Below are 19,005 nucleotides of genomic sequence, written 5' to 3' on the forward strand. Positions count from 1 at the left end.
CGAATTACAGGAACTTGTATTTCGCGCGCAGGTAGAACATGCGGCCCAGCGGATTGCCGTACTGCGGATCGTAGCCGACCTGGAAGCCCTGGTCGTTACGTGAGCTTGGCGGGTCCTGGTTCAGCAGGTTCTTGATGCCGAACGCCACGTCCACGGCCTTGATCGGGCTCCAGACCAGCTGGGTGTCGAAGGTGCTGCTCGACGACACGTGGCGGACCGGGAGGTAGTCCGGACCGATCAGGTCGGCGTTCGTATAGTCCTGGTAGCCGGCCGTGTAGTTGTGCGTCAGGGACGCGGTCCATGCGCCATGCTTCAGGCTGAAGGTCAGGATGTGGCGCCAGCGCGGAGTCGCACCGAAGTCCTCATACTTGCCGAGATCGCTGACACTGGCCACGCCCGCATACTGGTAACCGTGCTTCAGATAGTAGGTGCCATCCATGTTGACGCCGAAGGTACCGATGTCGGCGAAGTTCTGCTTGTAGTTCAGGTTCAGGTCCAGGCCCGAAGCGAAGAAGCGCGACGAGTTGGCGTAAGGCAGATCGACAAAGGCCAGCGGGAAGTCCGGATTGGTGCTGCCCTGGATCGTGTTGCTCTTGTTGAGCAAGGTCGGATCGAGGAAAGGCTTGCCGGTCGAATCCAGCGGCAGGGTTTTCGGATCGACGCGCCAGTAATTGGCCTGGTACACCGCCGGATTGCCGAGCACGCCGATCTCCGAGGTCTGGACAATCGAATTGTTGATCTTGGTGTTCCAGTAGTCGAGCGAGCCGCTGATGTGCTGCGTCGGCTGGAACACCATACCCAGCGAGTACTGCTTCGATTTTTCCGGCTGCAGGTTTCGATTGCCGCCGCGCGCAGCGCTCAGCTGCACGTTGCACTCGTCCTCGAGCGCGCCGACCGGGTTGACGCTCTTGATCGGCTGGCCGCCCGGGCAGCGCACCGGATCGCTGAAGCTGCCGTTGGTGTTCTGGCCGTACGAGTACGGCAGCAGGTTCTGGTACAGGGTCGGCGCGCGGAAGCCTTCGGCGAAGGAGCTGCGCACCATGATTTCCTTGATCGGCTGCCAGCGCAGCGAGACCTTCGGGCTGACCTGGGAGAACGAGGTGCCGAAGTCGTTCTTGTACTTGTCGTAGCGCGCCGCCATGTCGAGGTCGAGATGGGTGTACAGCGGCACCGACACTTCGGAGTAGGCCGAGTAAACCTTGCGGCTGCCGGTCACGCCCGGCACCGGGCCGTTGCCGCCGACCTGGTCGCCGGAAGCGAGGGCATCGGACGACACCTGCTCCAGCTTTTCGTGGCGCATGTCGACGCCGACCGCGAAACCGAGCGCGCCGTACGGCAATTGCATCAGTTCCTTGGACACGCGGGCATCGAATTCCTGGGCGGTCGAGGTCGCGCTGTTTTCCAAGCCGGTCAGGCGCGCGCCCTGCAGCGCCGACAGGCTGTTCGCATCCTGATCGCCGAACACGTTGATGGAGCCGGCGGCGATCAGCGGGGTCAGCTTGACATAGCTGTACTGGCCGTCGCCGAACGAGATCACGCCTTCGTTCTTGGAGTACGAGATGGCAGTATCGTAGTCCCAACCGGCAATGGTGCCGCGCGCGCCGACCAGGAAACGGGTATTGGTGGTGTCGGTGATGTCGGCACGACCGCCGCCGGCCACGGTACGCCAGGTACCGCTCATCGGACCGACCGGGGTGACGGCGGTGTCGGCGGCGAGCACCGAGCCGTCCGGCATGGTCATGCCTTTCGGCAGCGTGATGCTCTTCGGATAGAAGCGGCCGTTCGCCGGGTAGATCATCGGCTTGGTGTAAGGCGCCGGCGAGTAGTGGGCCGTGGTCTCGTCCTTGGTGCGGATGGCTTCGGCGTACAGCTGGTTGTCGTCATTCAGCTGCAGCACGCCGCGCGCGACGACGTTGTCGTGCTTGGCCTTCGGGATCAGGTCGATGAAGCGCACATAATCGGTGCCGCACTTGGTCGGGCTGCCGATCGGGATCAGCGCGAAGGCAGCGTTGTCGCAGTTCTTGTAACGGAAAGGATTGACGTTGGTATAGCTGTTGCCGTTGCTATCCGTGAAGTTGAAGTTGGGGATACCGTTGCGTGGCGAATTCTTGATCAGGCCGAGGTCCGGACGCACGCCGGTGCTGGCGTAATCGCGCTGGGTAGCCTTGAGCGCCTCGTCGGTCTCGTGGTTCGCGCTCAGCAGGATGTTGAAGCCCTGGGTCGACAGGTCGCCGTAGCCGCCGGTGAAATTGAAGCTGCGGGTGTTGCCGCCGCCTTTCTGGACCTTGGTGTCGTAGGCTGAGACTTCCGCGCCCTGGTAGTCCTTCTTGAGGATGAAGTTGATCACGCCGGCGACCGCATCGGCGCCATAGATTGCCGATGCGCCGTCGCGCAGCACCTCGACGCGTTCGATCGCCGACAGCGGAATCGAGTTCAGGTCGACCGGGCTGCTGCCGAAGGCGTAGTTGGCCACGCGGCGGCCGTTGAGCAGCACCAGGGTATATTGCGGGCCGAGGCCGCGCAGGTTGGCGGTCGAGGGGTTACCGGTCGAGCCGACGTTCTGCGCCAACACGCCGCCGCCGAAGTTCGACGGAATCAGGCTTACGAGGTCCTGGGCCGTCGTGGCGCCGGTACGCTCGAGGTCGGCGCGGGTCAGCACCGAGATCGGCAGGGCGGTCTCGGATTCGGTACGCTTGATCGCCGAGCCGGTGACTTCCACGCGCTGCATGGCCGGTGCGGGAGTGCTTACCGTCGCATCCTGCGCCGCTGCCGGCAAGGCCAGCAGGCCAACGCCGGCGGCGATACCGCCTGAATAGATTACTCGCAGCGAGCGCGCGAGCATTGTCTCCTTGAACATTTTGTTCCTTTCTTTTTGTATGAAGATCTGCGCGAGCACCAGCATGTATACGAGCACCGGGCTCAGTGCAGTACACATCCGTTCCGGGTAGAAACAGAAGTGGAAGGCATCTGAACATATGCATATATGAGCGTCAATATGAGGAAAGGGTTATTACCAAGATGTAATCTGGCGACGGCAGACGCGCGCACCTGGCTGGGCAACAACTGCCATCAGGATCAGTGCCTGCGACACCTCGCATCTATGTTCGAAAATTTCGATTAAAAATCCGTAAATAATCCGTTTTTCATTGCAGATCCAATCACGCATACTCACTCCATCGCATCGAACACGCAGCAGCCAGGCGGAAGCGATGCAAGGACCGATATGTCGACGCAGTCGATGATCAACAAGGAGGAGCGAGCCATGTATCTGATTTCCCTGGGCGCCGGCATCCTGGCAGGCGTGCTCTACGGTTTGATCAATGTGCGTTCGCCGGCGCCGCCGGCCATCGCCCTGATCGGCCTGCTGGGCATGCTGGTCGGCGAGCAGATCGTACCGGTCGCCAAGCGCGTGATCGAAGGCGCACCGTTGACCCGCGCCTGGTTTGCCAGCGAATGCCAACCGAAGATTACCGGCCTGAACCCCAGCGCCGACAAGAATGCCGACGGCGAATCCCGCCAGGCCTGAACCATCATTCATACACAAAGGAGTACGACATGAACAACCCGAAACTGGAAGTCCTGACCCCGCAAAACTCGCAACTGATCATCATCGACCACCAGCCGCAGATGGCCTTCGGCGTGCAGTCGATCGACCGCCAGACCCTCAAGAACAACGTGGTCGGCCTGGCCAAGGCGGCCAAGGCCTTCGGCATCCCGACCGTGATCACCACTGTCGAATCCGATTCCTTCTCCGGCAAGACCTATCCGGAAATCCTGGACGTGTTCCCGGACCACCCCATCCTCGAGCGCAGCTCGATGAACTCCTGGGACGACCAGAAAGTGCGCGACGCTCTCGCTCGCAATGGCCGCAGGAAGATCATCGTGGCCGGCCTGTGGACCGAAGTCTGCAACACCACCTTCGCCCTGTCCGCCATGCTGGAAGGCGACTACGAGATCTACATGGTGGCCGATGCCTCGGGCGGCACCTCGAAGGATGCCCACGACTTCGCGATGCAGCGCATGGTGCAGGCCGGCGTGGTCCCGGTGACCTGGCAGCAGGTACTGCTGGAATGGCAGCGCGACTGGGCCCACCGCGACAGCTATGATGCGGTGATGAAGATCGTCACCGAGCACTCGGGTGCCTACGGCATGGGCGTCGACTATGCCTACACCATGGTGCACAAGGCGCCGGCGCGCAACCAGGGCCGCAACGACGTGCTGGCGCCCGTCCCGGCGGCAGTCCGCTGATCCCGATCCGCTAATTCGCCCAGGAGAAGAAGCATGCAAGCACAGTCCACCACCCGCAAGGCGCCGGCGCTCATCCTCGTCAACGGCAGGTTCGCCACCCTCGACCGCGAACGGCCCTCGGTGAGCGCGGTGGCGATCCGCGACGGCCGCTTCCTGGCCGTCGGCGATGCCGAAGAGGTGATGCGCTACCGGGAGCAGGGCAGCCAGGTGATCGATTTGAACGGCCGCACCGTGATCCCCGGCCTGAACGATTCGCACCTGCACCTGATCCGTGGTGGACTGAACTACAACCTCGAGCTGCGCTGGGAAGGCGTGCCGTCCCTGGCCGACGCACTGCGGATGCTGAAGGAGCAGGCCGAGCGCACCCCGAATCCGCAGTGGGTGCGGGTGGTGGGCGGCTGGAGCGAATTCCAGTTTGCCGAGCGCCGCATGCCGAGCCTCGACGAGATCAACGCCGCCGCGCCGGATACGCCGGTGTTCATCCTGCACCTGTACGACCGCGCGCTGCTGAACCGCGCCGCCCTGCGCGCCGTCGGCTACACCAGGGACACGCCGAATCCACCGGGCGGCGAGATCCAGCGCGACGCGGCCGGCAACCCGACCGGCATGCTGATCGCGCGGCCGAACGCGATGATCCTGTACGCGACTTTGGCCAAGGGGCCGAAGCTGCCCTACGACCTGCAGGTGAATTCGACGCGCCAGTTCATGCGCGAGCTGAATCGCCTCGGCATCACCAGCGCGATCGACGCCGGCGGCGGCTTCCAGAACTACCCCGAGGATTATTCCGTCATCGAGGAGCTCGACCGGAACGAGCAGCTCACCATCCGCATCGCCTACAACCTGTTCACCCAGAGCAAGGGCCAGGAGCTGGAAGACTTCCGGCGCTGGACGAAGATGGTGGCGCCGGGCCAGGGCAGCGACTACTACCGCCACAACGGCGCCGGCGAGATGCTGGTGTTTTCGGCGGCCGACTTCGAGGACTTCCTGGAACCGCGCCCGGAACTGGCGGCCGGCATGGAGGACGAGCTCGAAAAAGTGGTCCGCCACCTGGTGGCGAGTCGCTGGCCCTTCCGCCTGCACGCGACCTATGACGAATCGATCACCCGCATGCTGGACGTGTTCGAGAAGGTGAACCGCGAGATTCCCTTCGACGGCCTGCACTGGATGTTCGACCATTGCGAGACCATCAGCCAGAAGAATATCGAGCGCGTAAAAGCGCTGGGCGGCGGCATCGCGATCCAGCACCGCATGGCTTTCCAGGGCGAGTACTTCGTCGACCGCTACGGCAGCGAGGCCGCGAAAGCCACGCCGCCGGTGAGGCAGATGCTGGAGACGGGCGTGCCGGTGGGCGCCGGCACCGATGCGACCCGCGTCGCCAGCTACAACCCGTGGACGGCGCTGTACTGGCTGGTGTCGGGCCGCACCGTCGGCGGCCTGCAGCTGTACGGACCCGAGGGCCAGCTGCCGCGCGAAGTCGCGCTCGAACTGTGGACCTCGGGCAGCGCCTGGTTCTCGAACGAGCAGGGACGCAAGGGCAGGGTCCGGGAAGGCATGCTGGCCGACCTGGTGGCCTTGTCGGACGATTTCTTCAGCGTGCCGGAAGAGGACATCAAGGCGATCGAATCGGTGCTGACCGTGGTCGGCGGCAAGGTCGTGTATGGCGCCGCCGAGTTCACGAGCCTGGGACCGCCGCCGATTCCCGTGCTGCCCGAGTGGTCGCCGGTACAGAAGGTCACCGGCCACTGGCGCCGTGCCGCGCTCCAGCCGCAGCAATCGCACGCTGCGCTGGCCCACCAGTGCAGCGGTCCCTGCGGCGTGCACGCCCACCAGCACGACAAGGCGCGCAAGTCGAATGTGCCGGTATCAAGCTTCGGCGCATTCTGGGGCGCCTTCGGCTGCAGCTGCTTCGCGTTCTGAGGTCCGCCATGCAGACCCCACAATTCCAGCGCCTGCAGGGCGCCAGCCTGGGCTTCCTGGCGGGCTATGTCGATACCCTCGGCTTCATCGCCCTGTTCGGCCTCTTCACCGCCCACGTCACCGGCAACTTCGTGCTGATCGCGGTGTCGCTGGCCGACACCAGGCAGACGCCCTCGCTATTGAAGCTGCTGGCCTTCCCGGCCTTCATCCTGGGCGTGGCCGCCGCCAGGCTGCTGGTGGCGCGCTGCGAACGGCGCGGCGTGCCTGCTACCAGGCCGGTCTACCTGCTGCAACTGGTGCTGCTGCTGGGTTTCATGGTGTGCGGGATCCTGGCGGAGCCGGTCGGCAAGAGCGTCGGCGCGCTGGCGATGGCGGCGGGCCTGTTCGGCGCCGCGGCGATGGGCGCCCACAGCGCCGCCGGCAAGCTGCTGCTGACCCACCTGGCGCCGACCTCGATGATGACCGGGAACGTGACCCAGTTGGTGATCGATGCCGTCGACTCGCTGCGCGGCGCCGCCGACGCCACGGTCCGTACGCGCTGCGCCAAGTTCTTCTGGACCATCCTGGCCTTTGCGGTCGGCTGCTGCCTCGCCGCCTTCGCCTACCTGGCGGTGGGATTCATGGCACTGATCGTGCCGGTGGCGATTCTCTTCCTGCACCTGTGGCTGCCGGAGCCGGAGGCGACGGCGCAGAAGGCAGCTTAAGGCGTGCGCAGCAGGATGGTCCTGACCTGCCCATCGGCGCCGGGCAGCAGCTGGTACAGCCGGTCGAATTCGTCGTCGAGGATGTCGCTGCCGGGCGCGCCGCCGAACAGCTTCACCAGTTCCGGCAGCGTGTTCGAGTGGCCGACCACCAGCACCGCGCCGCCCAGACCGCGCACCTTCTCGACCAGCGCCTTGGGTGCGCGCGGATCATAGAGTTGAACCGTCAGGCCGGTCTGCTGCGCCAGCGGCGCCGCAGTCTGCTGGGTACGCGCGGTGGGCGTGCTGAAGATGGCCGTGATGCCGGCGTGGCGCAGGATGGCGGCGATGTGTTGCGCGCGCAGCCGGCCCTGCGGCGTCAGGTCGGGATCCTTGCCCTCAGCCATCTTCTCGGCGTGGCGCACGAGGTAGATGGCGGATGGTTCCGCCGCCGCCAGGCCGGGCAGCAGGGACAGGGCCGCCAGCGCGGCGCACAGCAAACGGCGGAACAGGGGCATGGTGAGCGCTTTCTTTTTTATAAGGGCTGCAGCGGAATGGTGCCGGGAACGCTGGTCGGTGTCGAGCACGGCTCCTCGTCGAAGGCGATGTCGCCGTCCGGATTGGCGATGCCGTCGGTCTTCAGGTCGACGAAGCCGAACATGTCCCTATCCATCAAGTGCGACGGTACCACCGTGCTCAGGGAGGAGAAGATGTTCTCGACCCGGCCCGGATGCTTCTTTTCCCACTCGCGCAGCATGGCCTTGATCTGCTTGCGCTGCAGGTTTTCCTGCGAGCCGCAGAGGTCGCAGGGAATGATCGGGAAGCCTTTGACTTCCGCATAGCGCTCGGTGTCCGCTTCCTTCACGTAGGCGAGCGGGCGGATCACCATGTGCTTGCCGTCGTCGGAGACCAGCTTGGCCGGCATGCCCTTGATCTTCGCGCCGAAGAACATGTTCAGGAAGAAGGTCTCGAGGATGTCGTCGCGGTGGTGGCCGAGGGCGATCTTGTTGCAGCCGAGCTCGTCCGCCACGCGATACAGGATGCCACGCCGCAGGCGCGAGCACAGCGAACAGGTGGTCTTGCCCTCCGGGATCAGGCGCTTGACGATGCTGTAGGTGTCCTGGTTCTCGATGTGGTACGGGACGCCCAGCTTGTCCAGGTAGGCCGGCAGCACCTCGGCCGGGAAGTTCGGCTGTTTCTGGTCGAGGTTCACCGCGACGATCTCGAAATTGATCGGCGCGCGCTCGCGCAGGGTCATCAGGATGTCGAGCAGGGCATAACTGTCCTTGCCGCCGGACAGGCAGACCATCACCTTGTCGCCGTCCTCGATCATGTTGAAATCGCCGATCGCCTGGCCGACCAGGCGGCACAGGCGCTTGTGCAGCTTGTTGTTCTCGTACGCTTGCTTTTCGGCCTGCTTGTCGGCCACTTCCAATACTTCACTCATGCTTCATCCTTGATCTGGAATACTTCGACGCCGACGCCTTCGCAGTCGGGGTACACGTCCGGCTTCATCGTCGACACGCCGGCGGCGCGCACGCGCGGGTGGGCCAGCATGGCCTTGACCACGTCGTCGCACAGGGTTTCCTGCAGGTGGACGTGGCCTTGCGCGATGCGCCTGGCGATGGTTTCGCGCATGAAGTCGTAGTCGACCACTTCGTGCAGCTGGTCGTCCTTCGGGGTCGACATCGCCAGCGGAATGTACAGCTCGACGTTGATCAGGACGCGCTGCTCGCCCTTCTTCTCGAAGTCGTGCACGCCGATGTTGATCATGACTTCGTAATTGCGCAGGAACAGGCGGCGGCAATCGCGCAGCTGCGGGTGGGACAGGGCGGACAACATAGAAACCTTTTATTTAGTTAAAAACATCACGTCGCGGTTCAGTGGCATCAGGTGCTGGCCGCCATCGACCAGCAGGGTGGTGCCGGTCAGGGCGCGCGCATTCGCCGCATAGCAGACGGCGTCGACGATGTCCTGCGGGGTGGACGAGCGCCCCAGCGGCGTGATGGCATGGGCGCGCTCGAAGCCGTCCCCGGTCTGGTCGCCGGACACCATCGTGATGCCGGGGGCGACGCCGACCACGCGCAGCTTCGGCGCCAGGGCCTGGGCCAGCATCGTCGTCGCCGTGAGCAGTGCCGATTTGGACAGCGTGTACGACAAAAAATCCGGGTTGAGATTGTACAGTTTCTGGTCGAGCAGGTTGACCACCACGGCCTGGCCGCCTTCCGGCACCAGCGCATGCAGTTCCTGCGCCAGCAGCAGCGGCGCGGCCACATTGCACTGCATGTGGACGGCCAGCAGGCTCGGCGAGAAGGCGTCGGGCTTGTCGTATTCGAACAACGAAGCGTTGTTCACGATGCAATCCAGGCCGCCCAGCAGGTGGACCGTTTCGCGCGGCAGTTCGCGCACGGCATGCTCGTTCGCCAGGTCGGCATGCAGCGCCACGGCGCGCCGGCCCAGTGCGCGGATCGCGTGCACGACTTCTTCGGCCTCGGCCTGCGAAGTGCGGTAATGGACGGCCACGTCCCAGCCGGCACCCGCCATGCCGAGCGCGATTTCGCGCCCGATGCGGCGTCCGGCGCCCGTCACCAGGGCCACGCGGGCGCGGCCGGCGTGAGGCGGAAGGTCCTTGGAAGCGGTGTCTGTCATGTTCTACGTGATATGTCCTACAATGACCGGATGTCTCTACCCGTACCGAATAGCGACGCGCTGGCCGCGTCCGAAGCCCTGCAGCGCCTGATCGCTGCCGAGATCGCCGAACAAGGCGGCGCCATCCCGTTTTCGCGTTTCATGGAACTCGCGCTGTATGCGCCCGGCCTGGGTTACTACAGCGGCGGCGCGGCCAAGCTGGGCAGGGACGGCGACTTTACCACCGCGCCCGAGATCAGTCCGCTGTTCGGCGCCACGCTGGCGCGGGCAAGCGCCGCTATTATGGCCCAAAGTGGCCCCAACATCATCGAATTCGGCGCCGGCACCGGCAAGCTGGCGCGCGACGTGCTCACCGCGCTGGGCGAGATGGGCGTGGCCGTCGACAGCTATACGATCATCGAACTGTCCGGCGAGCTGCGGGCGCGCCAGCAGGACGCCTTGAAGGATTTCCCCCAGGTGCGCTGGCTGAACGGTTTCCCGGATAGTTTCCACGGCGTGGTGCTGGCCAACGAGGTGCTGGACGCCATGCCGGTCGAGCTGGTCGTGAAGGAGGGCACGGGCTGGGCCCGCCAGTACGTCACCATCGCCGACGGCGCCTTCACCCTGATTCCGGGCCGGATCGATGCCGCGCTGCAGGAGCAGATCGCGCGCCAGATTCCCGGTGCCGATCTCCTGCAGGACGGTTACCTGACCGAAATCCATCCGGTCGCCTGCGGCTTCATGCGCTCGCTGGCGCAGATGTTCGAGAACGGGAAGGGCGCGGCGCTGCTGTTCGACTACGGCTTCCCGGCCCACGAATATTATTTCGACGAGCGTACCGGCGGCACCCTGATGTGTCACTACCGCCACCATGCGCACCCGGATCCCTTCTACCTGCCGGGCCTGCAGGACATCACCGCCCACGTCGACTTCACCGCCATGGCCCTGGCCGCGCAGGATGCCGGCCTGGACGTGCTCGGCTACATGAACCAGGCCTCCTTCCTGCTGGCGGCCGGCATCGGCGAACTGCTGCTGCGCACCGATCCCGAGGATGCGCTGCGCTACCTGCCGCAGTCGAAGGCGGTGCAGAAACTGGTGTCGCCGGCCGAGATGGGTGAACTGTTCAAGGTGCTGCTGGTCGGTAAAGGTGTGGAACTCGATCAAGCGATCGTCCGCAGCGACCGCTCGCATAAGCTGTAATTTTGACATCTTGCGCTCAGGATACAAACCCGGCTATGCTGTGCTGCCGCTTTGTTTGGCATACTCCGACCTATGGCCAAGATCCACACACACTATGACAACCTGAAGGTGTCGCGTCATGCGCCGCAGGAAGTCATTCGTGCGGCCTACAAGGCGCTGAGCCAGAAATACCATCCCGACAAGAATCCTGACGACGAGCGCGCCGCCCGCATCATGGCGATCGTCAATACCGCCTACAACGCCCTGTCCGACCCCGTGCGCCGCAAGGAGCACGACGACTGGATCGCCTCGGAAGAGTGGGAAGTCGAGTGGCTGGAAAGCAGCCATGGCGAAGACGGCCGCGAAAGGCCGCGTGGCGAAGCGCAGTGGGAGCCGCGCCAGGTCGCGGCGCCGGCGCGCTGGCGCTTCCTGCTGGCGCCGCGCTGGTGGGGCGGGATGCTGGCCTTCTTCGCGGCCGGCGTCGGGCTGACCGCGCTGATGGTCGATCCGCCCAAGGTATTGCCCGCGGCCCTGGCCTGGGCCGGCAAGCCCCCCGCGGCCGCCGCCGTCACGCCGAATTCGCCGCCCGACCCACTGGGCGCCGATGCCAGCAACGACGGTTGGGCCCGTCCCGCCGGCCAGTCCGACGTCCCGCCCGACATCAAGGCCCTCGGCGTGACCCAGCTGGTGGTGCCGGCGCGCGCGCCCGACTGCGATACCGATCTGCAGAGCCAGGTCTCGCCGAACGGCGATCCGTGGCCCGCCCAGTCCGGCTACATCGACAGTTTCCCGGTCGGCAACCAGGGCGAGGAAATGCAGATCCTCATCGACAACAGCAACAATCCCTCGCCGGTGCTGGTCAAGGTCTACGACCTGGACCGCCGCTCGAACGTGCGCCATGCCTATGTGCTGGGACGCGCCAGGTTCCTGGTCGACAAGCTCTCGGCCGGCAAGTACGAGGTGCGCTACCAGAACATCCTGGTGGGCGGTTCGCGCGCCGAATGCGTGAACGGCCGCCGTTCCTCGATCCGCCAGGCCGCCACGAATCGATAAGTGTGGTTTTCTGAGACAGTTCATGCGGCTGCTCAGCCGTGAGTAAGTATTTTGTTCCCTGGACGTAATATACTCGGACAAGCACGGGCCCATGCAGCCCACCCGCCCAACGCAGGCAGACACGGAAAAAAACCGGGATATGAACGAACTAGACGGGCTGACCGCCCTGATCATCGAGCCGCATGCCGGGATGCGCGCGACGATCCATAACATGCTGACAATGTGCGGCCTGAACAAGGTCGACCACGCGGGCAGCTCCAACCAGGCGGTCAAGCATCTCGGCCTCAAGCAGTACGACCTGGTGCTGTGCGAATACGCGCTGGAGGGCGGCCAGGACGGCCAGCAGCTGCTGGAAGACGTGCGCCACCACAAGCTGATGCCGCTGGCGACCATGTTCTTCATGGTGACCGCCGAAGGCGACTACGGCAAGGTCGTCAGCGCCRCCGAACTCGGCCCCACCGACTACATCCTCAAACCCTTCACCGCCGACCGCCTGCTCGAGCGCATCGCCCGCGCCCTGGACAAACGCAACGTCTTCCTGCCGGTGTACGAGCTGATGGAATCCGGCAGCCAGCGCGAAGCGATCGAGGCCTGCATCGAGGGCGAGGAAAAGCATCCGCGCCACGCGATCGACTTCATGCGCCTGCGCGCCGAGCTGCACATGTTCCTGGGCGAGGCCGAGCTGGCCGAACCGATCTACCGCCGCCTGGTCGAGGCCAAGGCGATCGCCTGGGCGCGGCTGGGCCTGGCCAAGACTTTGTACCTGCGCGAGCGCTTCCACGAAGCCCAGGAGCTTCTCGAGGACCTGGTCGAGACCAACAAGAACTTCGTCGACGCCTACGACTGGCTGGCCCGCACCCACGAGGCGGTCGGCGCGCTGGACAAGGCGCAGTCGGTGCTGAGCGATGCGGTGGCGGTGTCGCCGCATGCGGTGCGGCGCCTGCGCAAGCTGGGCGAGACGGCCCTCGAGGCGGGTGACACCGACACCGCCGAGAAGGTGCTCAAGCAGGTGGTCAGCAAGGCCAAGTATTCCGAATTCCGCGACCCCCAGGACCATGTGCGCCTGGTGCAGACCCTGGTGCGCAAGGGCGATCCGGTGCAGGCGGCGGCCGTGATCCGCGACCTCGACAAGTCGATGGCCTTCCAGAAGGGCACTGCGCTGTGCAGCGCGATCGCGTCCAGCATGGTGCATGAATACACCGGTAACGAGCCGCGCCTGAACGAGTCGCTGCTGGCCGCGCTGGCCGCCAGCAAGGACGCGCCGACGCTGGCGTCGGACCTGAAGCTGGAACTGGCGCGGGTGGCGATCGAGAACGACATGGAAGAGGGCGCGGCCGAGGTGATGCGCGAGGTGATGCGCAATGCCCAGAACGGCGACGCCATGGGCCGCGCGATGGCGGTGTTCGAGAAAGCCGGCCGCGCCGACCTGGCCCAGCAGCTGGCGCGCGAGAGCCGCCAGCAGGTGGTCGACCTGGTCGCCGGCGGCGCCTCCAAGGCGAAGGAGGGCGACTTCAAGGGCGCGGTGGCGCTGATGCAGGAGGCGGTCGCCAAGCTGCCGGACAATCCGCAGGTGGTGTTCAACGCGGCGCTGGCGGTGCTCAAATGCCTCGACAACGGCGGCTGGGACGAGCGCCTCGGCCAGCAGGCGATCGCCTACATCGCCGGCGTGCGCCGCCTCGATCCGGTCAACCCGAAGCTGCCGGCCCTGGCCGGCCTGCACCAGCAGGTGCTGAGGAAATACAACAAGGGGCCGCGCGCCTCGCAGCAAAAGAAAGCCGGATAAGTTTCCATGAAAGCAGTACCCCTTGCGCCACTGGCGCCGGACGACATCCCCGATGGCCGCCGGGTCCGCGCCGCCCTCCTGAACAAGGTCTGCGGCGACGAAGACATGTTCGCGCTCGGCAGCTCGGTCGCGCGCGTGGTGCAGATGGCCTCCTCGGACGACGAAGGCACCCATGCGCTGGCCTATTACGTGCTGTCCGACGTCGCCCTCACCCAGCGCATCCTGCGCCTGGCGAATACGGTCAAGTACCGCACCGCTTCCGGCACCGCCGTCACCACGATCTCGCGCGCCATCTCCCTGCTGGGCTTCGACAACGTCAAGACCACCGCCCTGGCCATGCTGCTGGTGGACGCCCTCGCCAGCAGCGAGCATGCCTGGAGCGTGCGGGTGGAGCTGGAAGCCTCGCTGTGCGCCAGCCTGGTCGGGCGCGAGATGGCGCGCCACAGCTTTTACCAGGGCGCCGAGGAAGCCTCGATCGGCGCCCTGTTCAAGAACCTGGGTCCGCTGCTGGTGGCCTCCCATGAGCATGAGCGCTACCGCGAGATCAAGGCCCTGGTGGCCTCGGGCAAGCACAGGCTGGCGCAGGCGGCCCAGATGATCATCGGCTGCAGCTACGACGCGCTGTCGGAGGCGGTGCTGGGCGAGTGGAAGATCCCGGACGTGATCATGCGCGCCCAGCGCCCGCTGCCGGAGGGCACGCTGAAGGTGGCGCTCAACCGCGGCGAATGGATGCGCCAGGTGGCTTCGTTCAGCCTGGACGTGGCGCGCCTGCTGGCGGCGCCCGGCGAACCGGCCGGGACGCCGGAGGCCCAGGCCCTGCTGGCGCGCTACGGCCATGCGCTGAACATCGACGCCACCCAGCTCGGCGAGCTGTTCGCCGCGGTGGCCCAGGAGATGACCGCCCTGCTGGAGAGCATGAACCTGGAGCCGGTGCGCCGCCGCGAAGAGCCGGAAGGCGACGGCCTGCCCAACGTGCTGCTGCTGGCGACCCTGGGCGCCGGCGAGGAAGCGCAGGGCAGCTACCCGAGCGGCAAGCCGAAGAACGCGCGCGAGCTGCTGCTGGCCGGGGTCCAGGACGTGACCCAGATGCGCGCCTCCGGCCAGCACAAGGTCAACGACGTGGTCCTGGCCGTGCTGGAGACGCTGTACACGGCGCTGGGCTTCCGCTTCGCCACCGTGGTCCTGAAGGACGCTCGGCTCGGCCAGTACCGCGCCCGCGTGTCCTTCGGCGCCGACAAGGCCGCCACCCAGGCCGGCTTTGCCTTCCCGGCGGCGCCGGCCAGCGGCAGCGCCAGCCGGGATCTGTTCTTTCTGGCGATGGCGAACGACGCCGACCTGATGATCTCGGATGCCTCCAGCCCGAAGATCCGCGACCTGCTGCCGGCCTGGCACCGCCAGTTGCTGCCGGATGCGAAAAGCTTCATCGTGCTGCCGCTGGTGGTGGGACAGGCCCAGCTCGGCCTGTTCTATGCCGACCGCACCCAGACCGCGCCGGAAGGCGTGCCGCCGGACGAGACTTCGCTGATCAAGGCGCTCAAGGGCCAGGTACTGGCTGCGCTTGCGCCCTGACGAAGTCGCCGAATTCGCGCGCCGGCATCGGCCGTCCGAACAGGAAACCCTGGGCTTCGTCGCTGCGCTTGTCGCGCAGGAAGCCCCATTGCGCCGGCGTCTCCACCCCTTCCGCCACCACCGATAGCCCGAGCGAGTGCGCCAGCCCGATGGTCGCGCCGACGATCGCGGCGTCGTTCGGGTCGTGCTCGATGTCCTTCACGAAGCCGCGGTCGATCTTGATGCGGTCGATCGCGAACAGCTTCAGGTAGGCCAGCGAGGAATAGCCGGTGCCGAAATCGTCGATCGCCAGCTTGAAGCCGCGCGCACGCAGCTGGCGCAGCAGGGCGCGGGTGTTTTCCGGGTCGAGCATGGCGGCCGTCTCGGTGATCTCCAGTTCCAGCCGCGACGGGTCGATCGGGTGCTCGATCAGCAGCTGGTCGAGGCGCGCCAGCAGGGCGCCGCCGCCGAACTGGCGCGCCGACAGGTTGACCGCCAGGCGCAGCCCGCCCAGGCCCTCGCGCTGCCATTCCATCAGCAGGGCCATGGCGCGTCCCAGCACCCAGTCGCCGAGCGGCAGGATCAGGCCGCACTCCTCGGCGATCGGGATGAAGCGGGCCGGCTCGATGCTGCCCAGCTCCGGATCGTGCCAGCGCAGCAGCGCCTCGGCGCCGATCACGCGCCCGGTGTCGAGCGCGACCTGGGCCTGCAGGTGGACCTCGAAGCCGCCGTGCTCGAGCGCCGCCCACATCCGGTTTTCCAGCATCAGGTGCTCATGGGTGGCGGCGTTCATGGCCGGCGAGAAGAAGCGGAAATTGCCGCGGCCGTCGCGCTTGGCGGCGTACATCGCCATGTCGGCGTGGCGCACCAGGGTCTCGGCATCCAGGCCGTCGTCCGGGAACAGGGCCACGCCCACGCTGGCGCCGCTGTGCGCGGTGATGCCGTTCAGGTAGTAGGGCTGCTGCAGCGATTCGACCAGGCGCACCGCCACCGTCGTCACGCTGTCCGGGCTCAGGGGGCCGCCCAGCACGATGATGAATTCGTCGCCGCCCAGACGGGCCAGGGTGTCGACGTCGCGCAGCAGGTCCTTCATGCGTGCGCTGGCGCCCACCAGCAGCTGGTCGCCGGCCTGGTGGCCGAGCGAATCGTTGATCTTCTTGAAGTGGTCGAGGTCGATGAACAGCACCGCCAGCGGCAGGTTCGAGCGGCGCGCCTGGGCCAGCTGCTGCTCCAGCCGCATGCCGAGCGCGGCGCGGTTTTCCAGGCCGGTGAGCGGGTCGTGGTGGGCCAGGCGGTGGATATGGGCCTGCGAGCGGTGCTGTTCGGTCAGGTCGCGCAACATGCAGACGTACAGCCGCTCGGCCGGCAGCTCCACCTGCGACACCGTGACCGCCAGCGGAAAAGGTTCGGCGCGCGCATTGATGCCGTCGAGTTCGCGCTCATCAAGCGGCGCCCGGGCCAGGCGCGTCAGCAGCGCGGCGCCGTCCTCGCCGTCGGTGCCCGGCACCAGGGTGGTGAAGTCCAGGCCCTGCAGGTGGGCCTGCGGATAGCCGAACAGCGCCGCCGTGGCCGGATTCGCCGACACCACCACGCCGCCGGCATCGACGGTGACGATGGCGTCGCCCGCGTTGTCGAGGATGGCCTGCAGGCGCGCCTCGCGGTCGCGCAGGCGGGTGGTGCGGTCCCGTACCTGGGCGTCGACCGCGGCGCGCTCGCCGCTGATCAGCAGCAGCAGCGCGCCCAGCAGCGCGGTCAGCAGCAGGCCCGAGGTCAGCACCGTCCAGCTGACCAGGCCGCGCTGCTCTTCGAGGTAGGCGATGGTCGGCGAAAAGCGCAGCATGTAGCTGCGTCCGCCGAAGCCCAGCTTGACCGGATAGTCGAACGGACGGAACGGCCGCCGCATGTCGCCCAGCAGCGGGTGCGGCGTGGCGTCGGTGACGTCGGTCAGGCTGAGCTGGAAGCCGCCGAAGCCGCTGCGCCGCACTTCTTGTGTGACGAAGGCGGGCACGTCGAGCACCAGGGCCAGCAGCCCGACCGGCGACCGGCCCGGCTCGCCCACCGAACGGAACAGGGTGATGCCGGGGTTGCCGTTGCGGACCAGTTCGAGCGGCGCCGTCGCTACCGCCTGATTGCTCTGCAGGGCGCGCTCGGCCGCGTCGGCACGTCCGGGCGCGGTCAGGTAGTCGATGCCGCGAAAGCCGTTGTTTGCGGGTGGCCAGGTGTACAGCACCGGCAGGTACTGATCGCGTTCGCCGGCCGGATACATCGCCCGGCCGAGGCCGAGATCGCGCAGACCCGGGAAACCGGGGTCGACCTCGGCGCGCACCCAGGCTTCGAAGGCGCTGCGTTCGGCCCGGGCCACCGGCACGATCCAGTTGATCGCAAGGATGTCGCTGCGTCCACCCACATAGCCGCTGGCGATGCGCAGGAACTTGTCGCGCGCCATGTATTTTTCGTCGGCGCCGAGAGTGCGGGCGAAGGTGCCGACGAAGCGCTCGTGTTCGTTCATCTCGGCCTGCAGGCCGTCGGCCACCTCCTGGGCTTTCACCCGGTAGGGCTGCAGGTGCTGCTGGGTTTCCCAGTGCACGGCCTGCTCGTAGACCGCCACCACGGCGCCGGCCGCCAGCACCAGCGGAATGCCCACCAGCGGCGCCCGCTGGCGCCACAGCGGCCGCGGGCGCCCGCAGGCGATCCAGACCAGGGGCGCGGCCAGCAGCACGCCGATGGTGTCGCCGGCCCACCAGTTGATCCAGTTCGCCGCGCGTTCGGCGGGCGGAATCAGGCCCAGCAAATAAAGGGCGGAGACGCTGAGGGTGGCGTTGATGAGGCTCATGACCGGGGCCAGCATCAGGAAGCGGCCGACGTCGCGCGCCGAGTCGAGGCCAGGGCGTATCAGGCGCCGGAACCAGAGCGCGCCGAGCCAGGCCTGCAGCACCGAGCCGAAGGTGGTGACGGCCATCGCCGCCCATGCGGCGGCCGGCGCCGCCTCCGGGGACAGCCAGGCGCCGGGCAGGTGCAGCAGGGCAGCGCCCAGCGCGATGGCCGGCAGCACCCGCCAGCCTCCGGTGACCGCCAGCGCGAGGCCGACGCCGGCCGGCAGGAAGACCGGCGTGGCATAGCCGGGAGGAAGGGCGAGCAGGTCGGTGAGGAAGCGCGCGGCCCCGTACACACCGACGGTCACCAGCCCGGCCAGCAGGAGTTGCGGCCAGTACCACCGTGCTTTGCTTGCTGCTGAGCGCGCCATGTTCGTCCTCGCCGATGAAGCCAGTCTAGCGCCGTGGACGAGGGCAGGGCGCTAATTTGCAAAACAGCCCTTGCAGACTTGCACTTGGGTCGCTACAATCACGCCCCGAAGCAACGACACTATGTGAGTCGGATCAGTTCTGATAAAACAATAGTTGACAGTAGTTTGTCCGTGCTTCATACTCTGCGGTTCTTCGCGGGTGGGGTGGCCGAGTGGTTAAAGGCAGCAGACTGTAAATCTGCCCTCTCTGAGTACGCTGGTTCGAATCCAGCCCCCACCACCAAAAAAGCGTTGATCGTGTTGTGAATCGAAAGCAGTTGAGTTGAGAAGTGCCTCGTGCGGGTGTAGCTCAATGGTAGAGCTGAAGCCTTCCAAGCTTATGACGAGGGTTCGATTCCCTTCACCCGCTCCAGTTTCAAATCAGCCCTTGTAGCTCAGTGGTAGAGCACTCCCTTGGTAAGGGAGAGGCCACGTGTTCAATCCACGTCAAGGGCACCAGAATTTAGTACGGCAGTCGTAGTCTTCGACCGTCAGGCGTGCCTGGTAATTTCAAACATCGTTAGGATCTTAGGAGTCAAGAATGGCAAAAGGTAAATTCGAACGGACCAAGCCGCACGTCAACGTCGGCACCATTGGTCACGTTGACCACGGCAAAACCACCCTGACGGCTGCAATCGCAACCGTTCTGTCGAAGAAATTCGGCGGCGAAGCCAAGGCCTACGACC

General features: G+C 66.0%; 15 protein-coding genes and 3 tRNA genes. 12 read left to right on the forward strand and 6 right to left on the reverse strand.

The features are described from left to right. Positions 1-4: 4 nt before the first annotated feature. Positions 5-2,857 carry a TonB-dependent receptor plug domain-containing protein gene (locus AB4Z32_RS24575; RefSeq protein WP_442124488.1) on the reverse strand — a complete coding sequence of 951 codons (2,853 nt, stop codon included), beginning with the start codon at positions 2,855-2,857 and terminating at the stop codon, positions 5-7. 405 nt (positions 2,858-3,262) lie between these two features. Between AB4Z32_RS24575 and AB4Z32_RS24580 the strand changes: the two genes are divergently transcribed. Genes AB4Z32_RS24580 through AB4Z32_RS24595 form a run of 4 tightly spaced genes read left to right on the forward strand, consistent with a single transcriptional unit; the run spans position 3,263 to position 6,869 of the window. After that, positions 3,263-3,526, forward strand: a complete 264-nt coding sequence (locus AB4Z32_RS24580; protein WP_442124489.1) for a XapX domain-containing protein — start codon at positions 3,263-3,265, stop codon at positions 3,524-3,526. A 29-nt stretch (positions 3,527-3,555) separates the two neighbouring features. Then, complete coding sequence (locus AB4Z32_RS24585; protein ID WP_442124490.1) at positions 3,556-4,248, forward strand: hydrolase; 693 nt, start codon at positions 3,556-3,558, stop codon at positions 4,246-4,248. A gap of 33 nt (positions 4,249-4,281) precedes the next feature. Continuing rightward, entirely contained in the window at positions 4,282-6,165 is a 1,884-nt protein-coding gene (locus AB4Z32_RS24590) for an amidohydrolase (RefSeq protein WP_442124491.1), read from the forward strand. Between the two features lie 8 nt (positions 6,166-6,173). Next, on the forward strand, positions 6,174-6,869 hold the full coding sequence (locus AB4Z32_RS24595; RefSeq protein ID WP_442124492.1) for a YoaK family protein: 696 nt from the start codon (positions 6,174-6,176) through the stop codon (positions 6,867-6,869). On the opposite strand, the gene AB4Z32_RS24600 is transcribed toward AB4Z32_RS24595, so the two are convergent. Genes AB4Z32_RS24600 through AB4Z32_RS24615 form a run of 4 tightly spaced genes read right to left on the reverse strand, consistent with a single transcriptional unit; the run spans position 6,866 to position 9,494 of the window. Then, a complete protein-coding gene (locus AB4Z32_RS24600; RefSeq protein WP_442124493.1) occupies positions 6,866-7,363 on the reverse strand; it encodes a SixA phosphatase family protein in 498 nt (165 codons plus the stop codon). The two genes, AB4Z32_RS24595 and AB4Z32_RS24600, sit on opposite strands and share 4 nt — an antisense overlap. A gap of 17 nt (positions 7,364-7,380) precedes the next feature. After that, entirely contained in the window at positions 7,381-8,292 is a 912-nt protein-coding gene (gene ttcA / locus AB4Z32_RS24605) for a tRNA 2-thiocytidine(32) synthetase TtcA (protein WP_442124494.1), read from the reverse strand. Then, positions 8,289-8,687 carry a dihydroneopterin aldolase gene (locus AB4Z32_RS24610; protein WP_442124495.1) on the reverse strand — a complete coding sequence of 133 codons (399 nt, stop codon included), beginning with the start codon at positions 8,685-8,687 and terminating at the stop codon, positions 8,289-8,291. Before AB4Z32_RS24610 ends, ttcA begins: the two co-directional genes overlap by 4 nt. 9 nt (positions 8,688-8,696) lie before the next feature. Continuing rightward, positions 8,697-9,494 carry an SDR family oxidoreductase gene (locus AB4Z32_RS24615; protein ID WP_442124496.1) on the reverse strand — a complete coding sequence of 266 codons (798 nt, stop codon included), beginning with the start codon at positions 9,492-9,494 and terminating at the stop codon, positions 8,697-8,699. Positions 9,495-9,524: 30 nt separating this feature from the next. Between AB4Z32_RS24615 and AB4Z32_RS24620 the strand changes: the two genes are divergently transcribed. From AB4Z32_RS24620 to AB4Z32_RS24635, 4 genes are all read left to right on the forward strand, one after another. After that, positions 9,525-10,673, forward strand: a complete 1,149-nt coding sequence (locus AB4Z32_RS24620; protein WP_442124497.1) for a class I SAM-dependent methyltransferase — start codon at positions 9,525-9,527, stop codon at positions 10,671-10,673. 72 nt (positions 10,674-10,745) lie between these two features. Continuing rightward, positions 10,746-11,705 carry a J domain-containing protein gene (locus AB4Z32_RS24625; RefSeq protein WP_442124498.1) on the forward strand — a complete coding sequence of 320 codons (960 nt, stop codon included), beginning with the start codon at positions 10,746-10,748 and terminating at the stop codon, positions 11,703-11,705. Positions 11,706-11,844: 139 nt separating this feature from the next. After that, on the forward strand, positions 11,845-13,488 hold the full coding sequence (locus AB4Z32_RS24630; protein ID WP_442124499.1) for a response regulator: 1,644 nt from the start codon (positions 11,845-11,847) through the stop codon (positions 13,486-13,488). A 6-nt stretch (positions 13,489-13,494) separates the two neighbouring features. Beyond that, the gene (locus AB4Z32_RS24635; protein WP_442124500.1) at positions 13,495-15,057 is read left to right on the forward strand and encodes an HDOD domain-containing protein; all 1,563 of its coding nucleotides are present in this window, start codon (positions 13,495-13,497) and stop codon (positions 15,055-15,057) included. On the opposite strand, the gene AB4Z32_RS24640 is transcribed toward AB4Z32_RS24635, so the two are convergent. After that, positions 15,023-18,280, reverse strand: coding sequence for an EAL domain-containing protein (locus AB4Z32_RS24640; RefSeq protein ID WP_442124501.1), 3,258 nt, complete (start codon positions 18,278-18,280; stop codon positions 15,023-15,025). The genes AB4Z32_RS24635 and AB4Z32_RS24640 overlap by 35 nt on opposite strands. Before the next feature lie 198 nt (positions 18,281-18,478). On the opposite strand from AB4Z32_RS24640, the gene AB4Z32_RS24645 reads away from it, so the two are divergent. The 4 genes from AB4Z32_RS24645 to AB4Z32_RS24660 form a co-directional block, all read left to right on the forward strand. Then, positions 18,479-18,563, forward strand: a tRNA-Tyr gene (locus AB4Z32_RS24645). 55 nt (positions 18,564-18,618) lie between these two features. Then, positions 18,619-18,692: transfer RNA gene (locus AB4Z32_RS24650), tRNA-Gly, on the forward strand. Between the two features lie 11 nt (positions 18,693-18,703). After that, positions 18,704-18,778, forward strand: a tRNA-Thr gene (locus tag AB4Z32_RS24655). A gap of 82 nt (positions 18,779-18,860) precedes the next feature. Then, positions 18,861-19,005, forward strand: a 145-nt coding sequence (locus tag AB4Z32_RS24660; protein ID WP_230411639.1) for a GTP-binding protein, incomplete at its 3' end; no start/stop codon positions are given.

Origin of the sequence: Massilia sp. 2TAF26 (genome assembly GCF_052115005.1) — a bacterium.
Lineage (GTDB): Bacteria > Pseudomonadota > Gammaproteobacteria > Burkholderiales > Burkholderiaceae_D > Telluria.